This is a genomic window from Nocardia sp. NPDC004711 (assembly GCF_053601595.1).
Map to the genome: position 1 here is coordinate 116,016 of NZ_JBSGCB010000027.1, position 10,894 is coordinate 126,909.

The window sequence follows — 10,894 nt, forward strand, 5'->3', positions numbered from 1 at the left end:
TCGAGCGACCATTTCCACCGTGACGGTTCGATTGCTGCTCAGGCCGAGTGGATCGAAAGAGTCTGCGGGTCGATCCACTCAGCCGCCGAGCACGATGCACCGCTCGGAGTCGGCGAAGCGGGGCATCGATTCCGGAGCCGTCCACTGTGACCCCGGCCGGATGATCCGAAATGAGAATGCGGCGCGATAACCGCACCCGGACTCTCGCCATGCTCCACGATCGGCTCACCCGCACAGCACCGTATCGAGATCCTGTCCTGGAGCGGCCCGAATACCGCGCTGGTGGCACGAATCGAGAGTGCTCAGGCACGGAAGGTCACCGATATCTCGGAATTAGCTATGCGATTGAGATCATCGACGCCTTCATCGCCCGTCTGCACGTTCTGCTGGACACACCCACAGTCGTGCGCCCTGTCGCAGTGGCGCCCTCGGCCAGTGGTCGACACCGGCTCGCAGAGCCCGCGGCGACCGCAGCCCCTGCTCGCCTACGTGGCTGAAACCAGGGGTTCCGAGTTACTGAGCGGCAGGAGCAGGTGGGGTGAATCCCTATGCGTCGATTGCGGATTGGAGATCCCGCACGCGGGTCGTTCCCTGCCGGGCCGTGCTCGAGGCGGTTCGATCCTCGTATGACAGCGGTCCCACGGGCCGTCTACCGGGTGTCAATCGCCGACCGCCCGCGGCGGTGCGCTGAGTGCATGCGCCGCACCGAGAGATGCGCCTATGCCGGCACCGATGGCCGCAATGGGAACCTCCATGAGGGCCATACCGTAAGCAGCGCCTACGGGAACCGCCGCAAGGCCGATCGGCGCAAATGGCAGGCCGATCGCCGTGCCCATCATGCCACCGACGACCCCACCGAACAGCCCGAAGGGGCTGGCCGCCACTGCCCCTGCCGTTACGCCGACCGCAGCGCCGCCAATAATTTCTCCTGCGACGCGGTCAGACCGGCTGCGCTCCATCCCGATCGAGTCGAGGAAGGTTGCCGTGGCCGCCTCGGCCTGGGCGGCGCCATCGTTCAGCTGGATTGCCTGCTCACGATTCAGCCACTCCGGTGAATCGACCTGCACGTCACCGAAGCGCAATTTGCCAGGCGGGGGCGCGATCGGCGGCACCGGGGCTACCGGTACGGGCGCATGCAACTCTCCCAAGGGTGCGAGGTACTTGTTTTCCGGCATCGGACGCGCCCACTGCAGCGAACTCAGCGTGTCATCTGGAATCCGAAGGCCTTGGTACGGATGCACATTGGGTGCTTCAGCCGCGGGCCACTGCACCGGCTGGTCAGGTCGAGGCTGGTCGCCCCGGAGCCGGTCAGGCTGCGATCCTTCGGGCTGAGTCTGGCCGGGCCGGGCCGGGTCGGCCAGACGCTGGTCCTGTTGAGGCTGGTCGGACTGCGACACTTCGGTGCTCTCAGTGGGAGCGGCGTTCGCGGGCTCGGTTCCCGCCAGCCCCAACGTCACTGGAACGACTCCCACGACGGCCAACGACACCAATTTGTATCGGGGCTGGTGTGGGGCTCTATGTTTGCCTGTGCTCATCGAACGCCTTTCATGTGGAAAGAGAATTTCCGCTCCTACGCCACAGCCGCCGGTGGTGAGTGTAATTTTCGCGCGTACTTTCTAATTCGATCTCGAGTCAAGCCTCGGCAACTTGCGGGCGTTCGGCGAGGGCAGCCGAACGCCTGTATGGAATACCTATATCCGCTCTGTGCTATAGACGTTCGGACTGTGTGAGTCGACACCCCCGCACATCAGGCCCGCGAACCGCGCGATATTCGGTAGCCGCTGAAATCGCGGTCGTAACCGACGCACGGATGGGAACCGACCGGAAACCTATCCACCGCGGACCAGGACGTCAAGCACTGCCACATGCTGGCGTGTCACATGGCTTATTCGTGCAAAACGGGCAAAATGTGAATATTGGTCAGGGTGCACGCCAGGGGGTGATTCGTCTAGGGGCGCCACCATCGATTGTGGAGTTCAAGGACAATCTCTGACCGCGAAGACCTCATGCAATTCGGTCCCAGCGAGAATCTGATCTTGGTGACCCCTCCGCGGCCCCGTCGTTCATCGGCAATCGTTCATCGGCATCGGGCGACGGAAGGGTAATACGGTGGCGAGTTCACCAGACCACCGGGAATCGTCGAGTGTGTTCAGCTCTTTCACGGATCCGGACCGCACGCGCCCCGATGTCTCGGATCTCACCGAGCAATAGCAACACCCGTCGCAGACCACCGTGATGGCCGGCGGGTAGCTCCGGCGCTTCCGCAGGCGCGCCGACATCAGATCTGCGACCGTCTGCGATCTCGCTGCCGCCCACGTGCTGCCGGTCGCCCGGCCCGTCCGCGCACGTCGCAGTGCCCGCATGTCCGCACCCTCAGAATTCATAGCAGATGACTCTAGCCGTTCGGTCGTGGCTGGCTATGGATTTGCAGGATTAAGCCGCATCAAATCCTTGAAATTCCTGGCGGGTCTCGGGGGTTGGACCGACTGGGCGAGTCCAGCCGCCGATCCGGCGCTCTGCGGCAGAACCTCGAGTCGGCGGCCGGCGCGACCTCGATGCGAATGGAATCCGACCCAGCCGGGTTGTTTTGATCGAATTGTCCGATTGAGGACCGTCCTCGAAGCGGTCAGCGTCTGCCACCCATCATGGCCCAGCCGAAAAACAGGCCCAGAAGCGTCCAGATGGAAATCACCTCGGCGATCATCACAATGCTCATGTGATCACAGCTTTCATCGAGTGGCCTCCGAACACGAGCCGAAGCTGTCCAGGGGGTATGCCGACGACTCCGACGGTGGGTCATTCAATAGTGGCATCGGAATCTTTTTCCGCATGAAGTGCCCTTTGGTGTATTTATACGGACTAAAGCGCACCGCCGTGCGGAACTCACGAGAGGTCGCTGCACACCAGCACATTGCGGGCCAGGTCCTCGAGATTCCGTCTAGCGCGCACCGCTGACCAGGGGTCTTTGGCGAACAGTCCCGGATAGCGTTCACAGTAGGCAATGAAGGTAGATCTTTCGGTAACCCAGACAACCCGGAAATCGTTGAATGTTACGTGCTCGGCGTACACTGCGCTCCGTCCATGCAATCGGCACCTAGACTTGCCCAAACACGATCGGTGAACATGTTTCCCCCCGAGCGGTGGTGTCGGGGATAGACGACACCACCGCGACGTTGCGGAGCGCAGAAGGGCGTTCGTTCCACAACGTCAGGATCCGCCTGAGGGGGATAGCGGATCATTCGCCACATTACAGCTATTGGGCAATAATTGATGGATAAAGAGGAAAGGTTTCCTGTTTGTCGGATTGGTGACCGTCTCTATTCGGACAAAGCACCCGCAGCCTCGGTTCTGGGATTCCAGCAAACGTGCCAGTCACCCTGCGTGCGGGATGGATCGACAGGTGCCAGACCCATCCTGTTGTGTTAGCTGGATAATGGCCCTATTGCTGCGCGCCCGATGCGCGGCCGCGGTGAACCGGCTTCGCCGGCCCCGGTGATCGCAAGGAGTGCGTTGAACACAGCGGTGGCCGGCTTCGCGGTTGGTGGCGATTCTCGTCGCGCCGATCCCCTGGTGCGCACCTTATGTCCAATGTTCGGAGTTTGTCCGTTTTGCACGAACAAGCCATGTGACACGCCAGCCATGTGGCAGTGCTTGACGTCCTGGTCCACGGTGGTTAGGTTTCCGGTCGGTTCCCATCCGTGCATCGCGCGGTACGGAACACCGTGCAGTTCGCAGGCATGATCTGCGGGAAGTATCGACTCGCGCGGACAGAGATGACGATGGTGTTGATCTAGTCATCCCTGGTGCGTACATGCCATGTACGCACCAGGGATGTTGTCTTGCTCCTGGCCACCTGCTACACGACGCAATCAATGCTGCAATTGTGAGGCGAGAATGAGCACTAACCCATTCGATGACGAAGACGGCAGGTTCTCCGTTCTGGTCAACGACGAAGAACAGTATTGCCTGTGGCCAAGCTTTGCCGATATCCCGAACGGGTGGCATCGAGTGTTCGGTGAGGACAGCCGAGACGCCTGCACGGAATACATCGAGAAGAACTGGACCGATATGCGTCCGAAATCCCTTAGACAGTCGATATCTGCCGATTCCGCAGCAGCTCGGGTCGCCGAGGCTTGACCTGAGGTCGGATTAGCGCAACGTGCGATAAGACGATAGCGCCATGGCAGTCGGCGCAGACGACGAGAGTCTTGCGCCGCCGATTCGCCATAGTCATGCCCTCGTTCTGGTGATGAAGCGGGATCAAGGCATGGCCGATCGGCGCACGCAGTTCTTGGGCGTCCGTATCCGCCCGGCGTGCCGTTCGAATCTCTTGCACAACTCATCAGAAGTCGACAGAGAGGTCATTCATGGCAGAACACCATCTCGCTCGTTCGACCCGGCGGTTCGGGCGTGCTGGATCACTACTGGTCCTCGCGACGGTTCCGCTGTCGGTGGCGATGTTGGAGGTCTCCCCGGCGTCGGCGGATGCGACCAATCCGCCAACGGCGACCAGTCGCAACGATATGAGCGGGAAGCGGGCCGTTCCTGACGGCCGCCTCGCCCCGGTCGACCCGTCCAGTCTGCACCTGCCAACGGCCCTCGCCCCGCCCGTCGCGCCGATCCAGGCGCCGGACGGGACCATTCGCATCGGCTCTGTTTCGGTCGGCCGGCCGGACTGGGTCGACCCCGGGTTCACCGACGGGATCAACGACTCCTACGGGCAGACGGAGGCCATGCTGGCCCAGGGATTCGACTCGGTCGGATTCGCTCCGACGCGGTCGGACCGCATGGCCGCCGATGCTCTGGCCGGTGCACTTGCGGGCAATGTGGTGGCGGGGATCGTTTCCAGCCCGTTGACCTCCACCGGTGCGATGGTCGGTGCCGTCGCCGGTTTCATTTCCGGTATTCCCTTCCTCCCGGCGGGCTTGGTGGTCGTACCGGTAATCGGCGCTGCCATCGGTGCCGCAGTCTTCGCGATCCCTGCGGCCGTGGTCGGTTCCGCAATCGGGGCGGGGGTTGGTGCCCTGGTGGGTGCGCTGGAACCCGCGACACCGAACCTGCCCGCCGATCAGCCGGCGCTGCAGGCCTAGGCCCACCAGAAGGGCCTCATCTTCACCAATTCAGGGTGAAGATGAGGCCCTTTTCGGCTTACGGCAGCGTTGGTCCAAGGCCGAGCCGGGGACGCTGATCCGGCCCCGAGCGGATCTTCGCCGCGGGCGGTGTCGGCGGGCTGTGGTCGGGTATCGCAAGTAGGCGGTGACGTCCCTGCAACCTTCCGGCAGGCAGGCAGGCATACCGGCATTAGCCAGTCGGCGGCGGACTCGCGAGTAGGCACGACATCCGGGCGCTAACAGCTGAAAAGGCTGCTCGGGCTCGGTGGTGTGGGGGACGTCCACGAGGCGTATGACACGGTCAAAGACCGCACGGTTGCGCTCGCGCTGGTGCCTGCAGACCTGGCCGCCGATTCCCGCCACCGGGAGCAATTCCGCCGCGAATCACGTCTCGCGGCACGTTTGCAGGAACCGCATATCGTCCCGATTCACGACTTCGGCGAGATCGACGGATTGCTCTACATCGACCGGCGGCTGGTTCGCAGTGATGACCTCGGAACCCTGCTCGCCCGGCACGGCCCGATGGATGCGGCCGCCGCGGTGGCCGTGGTCGGTCAGGTTGCGGCTGCGCTGGATGCGGCGCATCCCGACGGTGACGAAATCCGCATCGGCACAAGCGATTTCGTCTTCGAGCTGATGGAATGGCCGGTCCATCGGAGATCGTCCGATGGACCGGCCATCGTCGAGCGGCAGCGCTAGTGGTGCTGCAGTTTCCGCTTCATCTCTTTGGTTCGGTCCTCCATGTCCGACCGCGCCCGCTGGCCCTCTCGCTTCATGCCGTCGCCCAACCGGTCCATATCGCGCTTGGCGTCGTCGGCCAGCCGGTCCACGTCACGTTCCATGCGCTGGCCCTGGTCCTTCATGCCCTGCTTGGCCTTGTTTGCCGTCTGGCTGGGTTTTCGGCCCTTGCGATCAGACATTTCAACCTCCGCATCGGTAGGTTCCGTCCGAACTATGAGATCGGACGCGGATGACACCGCGTCCGCCGAATCTCCGTGCGCTGTGCAGCTCTCCCCGCCGCTTCGGCGACGATCACTCACAACCGGATTCCGCAGCAACTGTCGAGACAACAATTGCGCCTCGTAAAGCCTGCGACTCCGGATCACCCTTGTCAATGATTTCGTCGAACCCGGCCGGATTCCCCCGGTCGCACACGCCGCGCGGAAAAGATCGCGATGGGTACACGGGGGAGCGCTCGCGTCGGTAGGGTGACACCTCGGTCCGGGTCCGGGACATGCGGTGCCGGGCGTCGGTGGAGTGCTGCGCAGTATGTGGAGTGGGTTCGATGTCAGAGTCAGTGCCGACCGCTGGCGGCCGGTATGCCGCGGTAGTCGATGCCGCCGGTGCGCGGGTGCCCATCTACACGCCGGAGTTCGCGGCCGACCCACACCGGGTCTATCGGGAGATGCGCGACAAGTTCGGGGCGTTGGCTCCGGTGGAGTTGGCGCCCGGGGTGCCGGCCACGCTGGTGCTCGGATATCGCACGGCGGTAAGGATTCTCAACGATCCGGACCGTTTTCCCGCCGATCCACGGGAGTGGCAGGCAGGGGTTCCCGCTGACTGTCCGGCCCTGCCGATGATGCAGTGGCGGCCGAATGCCTTGCGTAGCGCGGGAATCGAGCACGCGCGGTACCGGCGGATCAATGTCGCCGGGCTGGCCGGAATCGACCAGTACGGTCTGCAGGGCACGGTGGAACGTGTCGCGGTGTCGCTGATCAATACGTTCTGTACGTCCGGGTCGGCAGATCTGGTGCGCGACTACGCTTTTCCGCTGGCATTCCGGGTGCTCAACCACCTGCTCGGCTGCCCGGTGGACATCGCGGGGCAGGCGGCGGAGGGTTTCCGCGCTATTTTCGAGGGCGTCGGCGCGGAACAGGGCAACAAGCTGCTCGCGGACGCTATGCTGCGGCTGACCCTGTACAAACGAGCGCACCCGGGCGATGACGTCACCACCCGCATGCTCCGCCATCCCGCCGAGCTGAGCGAGACCGAAATGGTGCACCAGCTGGCCACGCTCTACGGCGCGGGAATCGAGCCGCAGCAGAATCTGATCGCCAATACGCTGCTGCTGCTCCTGGTGGACGACCGGTTCCGCGGCAGCGCGCTGGGCGGCAGTCTGTCCACCCGGGACGCGCTCGACGAGGTGCTCTTCGACGATCCCCCGATGGCGAACTTCTGCATCAGCTTTCCGCCCGGGCCCGTTCTCCTGGACGACTACTGGCTGCCCGCGCACCAACCGGTCGTCATCAGCATGGCGGCCTGCAATACCGATCCGGCCATCCGCGACAAGGAGCTGGCGGGTAACCGTTCGCATCTCGCCTGGGGTGCGGGCCCGCACTCCTGCCCCGCCAATTCACTGGCCTATCTGATCGCCCAGGAGGCCGTCGACCAGCTGCTCGACGCCCTCCCGGAGATCCAGCTGGCGGTCCCGAGCCCCGAATTGTCTTGGCGGCCAGGACCTTTCCATCGCGCCCTGACCGCCCTCCCGGTCGTCTTCACACCTTCGCCGCCGCTGCCCGAGGTGTGAGAGCCGCGGGTGCGAGACCGAGGTTGTCGCGCAGGGTGGTTCCGGTGTAGTCGGCGCGCAGCACGCCGCGGTCCTGCAGCAATGGCACCACCCGGTCGACGAATTCGTCGAGGCCCCACGGCACCAGATGCGAACCGAGGATGAACCCGTCCGAGCCGTCGTTGCTCACGAAATCATCGATCTGCTGCGCCACCTGTGCCGGGGTGCCGAACAGTGGTCCGCGTTCGAACTGGTCGATGACCACCTCGCGCAGGCTCAGCTTCTTCGCCTCGGCGACCTCGCGCAGTCGTCGGACGGTCGCGAAACGGTCCTGATGAACGAACGCGCGGCCCTGGATGATCGGTGGGGCATCGGGATCCGGATCGATGGCGGGCACCGGGCCGTCCGGGTCGTAGCCGGACAGGTCGCGGTTCCAGATCTGTTCCAGCAGGATCAGTGCGGTCTGACCGGTGACCTGTTCGTTCCGGATGGCGTGATACTTCTCGACCGCCTCGGCCTCGGTGTCGCCGAGCACGAAGCTTGCCGACGGCAGGATCTTGATGTCGTCGGCCGAGCGGCCGGCGGCCACGGCGCGCGCCTTGATGTCGCGATAGAACTCGGCCGCCTCCGGCAGCTTGCCGTAGGGGGAGAAGATGGCGTCGGCGTTCGCGGCGGCGAAGGCCCGGCCCTGTGGTGAGACACCGGCCTGCAGGATCACCGGCCGCCCCTGGGGGCTGCGCGGAACGGTGAACCGGCCTTCGATGTCGAACTGGCTGCCGCCGAAGGAGAACGTCCCGGCGTCGGCGCGGCCCAGGAACCGGCCGGTGCTCTTGTCCGCCACCAGGTCGTCCTCGGCCCACGAATCCCACAGTGCGCGAACCGCGTTCAGGGTTTCCTCGGCGCGGGCATAGCGGTCGGCGGGATCGAGGAACCCGCCGCGCCGGAAGTTCTGCCCGGTGAACGTGTCGAAGGAGGTGACCACATTCCAGGCGGCCCGGCCGCCGGAGAGGTGATCCAGGCTTGCGAACCGCCGGGCCAGCTCGTAGGGCTCGTTGAAGGTGGCGTTGATCGTGCCCGCGAGCCCGAGGTGCTCGGTGACCGCGGCGATCGAGGCCAGCACGGTGAACGTGTCGGGGCGGCCGATGATGTCCTGATCGAAGATCCGACCGGCGCGCTCGCGCAGGATGAGTCCCTCTGCGAGGAAGAAGAAGTCGAACTTTCCCCGCTCGGCGGTGCGTGCGGTGTGTTCGAAGGTGCCGAAATTGATCTGGCTGCCGGCCTGCGGATGCCACCAGGCGGTGTGATGGTTCACGCCGCCGAGGTAGGCGCCCAGGATGACCTGTTTACGTGATGTGCTCATGGGTGGCCTCACTCAGGCGTTCGCGTATCGATTGGGGACGGCGGTGGGCAGGCCGAGCAGCCCACGCAGGGTGGTCTCGGCGTAGCCGGTTCGGAACAGGCCGCGGCGTTGCAGGATCGGCACCAGGACATCGGCGATGGCGCTCAGGTCGTCGACGGCCACACCCGGCCGCAAGCGCACGCCGTGGACCCCGGCGTCGTGCCAGGCGGCGAGCAGATCGGCCAGGGCTTCCGCGCTGCCGGTGAAAATCGCTGCGTCGGAGACGAATTCGGTACCGGCGAGATCGTCGAGGCGGGCCAGGCGTTCCGCTCCGGTGGCGTCGGCGGTGTCGAGGAAGACGACCAGGTCGGCGTAGACCCGCAGCGGTTCGCCGACCCGCCCGACCCGGTCGGCCGCCTCCGCCACCCTGCGCACGATCGGTGCGGGACCCGCGTCGTGCGTCGGGGTGACGAACACCAGATCCGCACCACGGGCGGCGAATTCGTAGATCAGCGGCGCGTGCGCCAGCGCCGTCACCACCGGCTGCCCCTGCGGTGGGCGCGGGGTGATGGACGGGCCGCGCACGCTGAAGAAGCGCCCCCGGAAGTCGATGTAGTGCAGCTTGTCTCGATCGATGAAGCGCCGGGTGGCGACGTCGCGAATCTCGGCGTCATCCTCCCAGCTGTCCCACAATCGGCGCACCACCTCGACGGCATCGGCGGCCTCGTCGAACAACTCGTGCGCGGCGGGCGGGAATCGGCCCGAGGTCACGGCCTCGGCCAACTCCGCGGTGGTGAGGTCGTCGATGGTGCGCCGTCCGAAATGGGCTGCCTCGGAGGCAGTTCCCGACACCCGGGTCTGCCAGCCGGCCCGGCCGCGCGAGGTGTAGTCGAGCGTGGCGATCGCCGTGGCGACATGGAACGGCTCGGTGTGGGTGGTGGTCACCACCGGGACGAGTCCGAGGTGGCGGGTGACCGGTGCGAGGCGTGCGGCGATCAACTCGGCGTCGAGCCGGGCACGCACCCGATCGACGGCGCCGTCGGGAGCCTGCGGCACCGTCAGACTGTCCTCGATGGTCACGAAATCCAGCAGTCCCCGCTCGGCCGTGGCGGCGAGATCGGTCCAGTAGCGGGCTCCGAAAAGCTCCGCGGGCCGGGAGTTCGGTTCCCGCCAGGCCGCCGGATGCCAGCCCGCACCGTCCAGCGCCGCGCCCAGGTGCAATGGTGTCGATGCCATAATCCTCGGTTTCCGTTCGTCCTCGCGTGTCACGCCGGATCGGCGTGCGCTCCCCTCAGGCACCTTCGTCCTTCCCGGTCGCGGTGGTCAACGGTTGAGATCAGGCTGATCCTGCGGAAATACCGTGGAGCACAATGGCATTGGGCATAGACCGGCTCGCGCTGCGATCGAGGCAACAGGCCGAGCCCGGGTGGGTCCTCGCGGACGTCGCCGACTTGTGCAGCGCTGGAATCGGCGGGAATTCATGTCCCGGCGGAGGGCGAAGAGGATCAGGCGCGGCGGTACGGGCGCACGAAGGAATTCCTTCAACTCGTTCGCAAGCCTTGGCTCGGGGTTTGGGGATACGACGATCGTCCAGTTCTCGTCGCCGGTTGCGTAGTATTCGGCTCGAGCTGCGGTCAATACCTGACTTGGCCCCGCGCGGCGGTCACGATACGCCCCATGACCCAGATCTCTGCTTCCGCGGATCAGTTGGTGGCACAGCGCTACCGCGACCCCGCACCGACCCCGGCCCCGGAATGGAACCCGGTGCTGCGGGTGCTGCACGAGCACCGCTCGATCCGTCGCTATCTGGCCGATCCGGTGCCGGACGCCATCTTGCGCCTGTTCGTCTCGGCAGCCCAGTCGGCGCCGACATCCTCCAATCTCCAAGCGTGGAGCGTGATCGCGGTCCGAGATCCGGAACGCAAGGCGCGACTGGCC

At 65.2% G+C, this 10,894-nt stretch carries 10 protein-coding genes; 5 read left to right on the plus strand and 5 right to left on the minus strand.

The genetic code is table 11. The features are described 5' to 3' along the window. Positions 1-659 precede the first annotated feature (659 nt). Positions 660-1,457 (minus strand): hypothetical protein, encoded by a 798-nt coding sequence (locus tag ACWEKS_RS27015; protein WP_452342652.1) that lies wholly within the window; start codon positions 1,455-1,457, stop codon positions 660-662. 2,437 nt (positions 1,458-3,894) lie between these two features. Between ACWEKS_RS27015 and ACWEKS_RS27020 the strand changes: the two genes are divergently transcribed. Continuing rightward, positions 3,895-4,137 carry an MbtH family protein gene (locus ACWEKS_RS27020; protein WP_452342653.1) on the plus strand — a complete coding sequence of 81 codons (243 nt, stop codon included), beginning with the start codon at positions 3,895-3,897 and terminating at the stop codon, positions 4,135-4,137. On the opposite strand, the gene ACWEKS_RS27025 is transcribed toward ACWEKS_RS27020, so the two are convergent. Then, positions 4,085-4,234, minus strand: coding sequence for an HNH endonuclease (locus ACWEKS_RS27025; protein ID WP_452342665.1), 150 nt, complete (start codon positions 4,232-4,234; stop codon positions 4,085-4,087). The two genes, ACWEKS_RS27020 and ACWEKS_RS27025, sit on opposite strands and share 53 nt — an antisense overlap. Positions 4,235-4,367: 133 nt before the next feature. On the opposite strand from ACWEKS_RS27025, the gene ACWEKS_RS27030 reads away from it, so the two are divergent. Further along, entirely contained in the window at positions 4,368-5,090 is a 723-nt protein-coding gene (locus tag ACWEKS_RS27030) for a hypothetical protein (protein ID WP_452342654.1), read from the plus strand. A 273-nt stretch (positions 5,091-5,363) separates the two neighbouring features. Further along, positions 5,364-5,810, plus strand: coding sequence for a protein kinase domain-containing protein (locus ACWEKS_RS27035; RefSeq protein ID WP_452342666.1), 447 nt, complete (start codon positions 5,364-5,366; stop codon positions 5,808-5,810). Here ACWEKS_RS27035 and ACWEKS_RS27040 read toward each other — a convergent pair. Then, the gene (locus ACWEKS_RS27040; RefSeq protein WP_452342655.1) at positions 5,807-6,031 is read right to left on the minus strand and encodes a hypothetical protein; all 225 of its coding nucleotides are present in this window, start codon (positions 6,029-6,031) and stop codon (positions 5,807-5,809) included. The genes ACWEKS_RS27035 and ACWEKS_RS27040 overlap by 4 nt on opposite strands. Before the next feature lie 365 nt (positions 6,032-6,396). Between ACWEKS_RS27040 and ACWEKS_RS27045 the strand changes: the two genes are divergently transcribed. After that, positions 6,397-7,638 carry a cytochrome P450 gene (locus ACWEKS_RS27045; RefSeq protein WP_452342656.1) on the plus strand — a complete coding sequence of 414 codons (1,242 nt, stop codon included), beginning with the start codon at positions 6,397-6,399 and terminating at the stop codon, positions 7,636-7,638. Here ACWEKS_RS27045 and ACWEKS_RS27050 read toward each other — a convergent pair. Both ACWEKS_RS27050 and ACWEKS_RS27055 read right to left on the minus strand, forming a co-directional pair. Further along, positions 7,607-8,977 carry an NtaA/DmoA family FMN-dependent monooxygenase gene (locus ACWEKS_RS27050; RefSeq protein ID WP_452342657.1) on the minus strand — a complete coding sequence of 457 codons (1,371 nt, stop codon included), beginning with the start codon at positions 8,975-8,977 and terminating at the stop codon, positions 7,607-7,609. The genes ACWEKS_RS27045 and ACWEKS_RS27050 overlap by 32 nt on opposite strands. 12 nt (positions 8,978-8,989) lie before the next feature. After that, on the minus strand, positions 8,990-10,192 hold the full coding sequence (locus ACWEKS_RS27055) for an LLM class flavin-dependent oxidoreductase (protein ID WP_452342658.1): 1,203 nt from the start codon (positions 10,190-10,192) through the stop codon (positions 8,990-8,992). A gap of 441 nt (positions 10,193-10,633) precedes the next feature. On the opposite strand from ACWEKS_RS27055, the gene ACWEKS_RS27060 reads away from it, so the two are divergent. Further along, a partial coding sequence (locus ACWEKS_RS27060) for a nitroreductase family protein (RefSeq protein WP_452342659.1) occupies positions 10,634-10,894 on the plus strand: 261 nt, incomplete at its 3' end.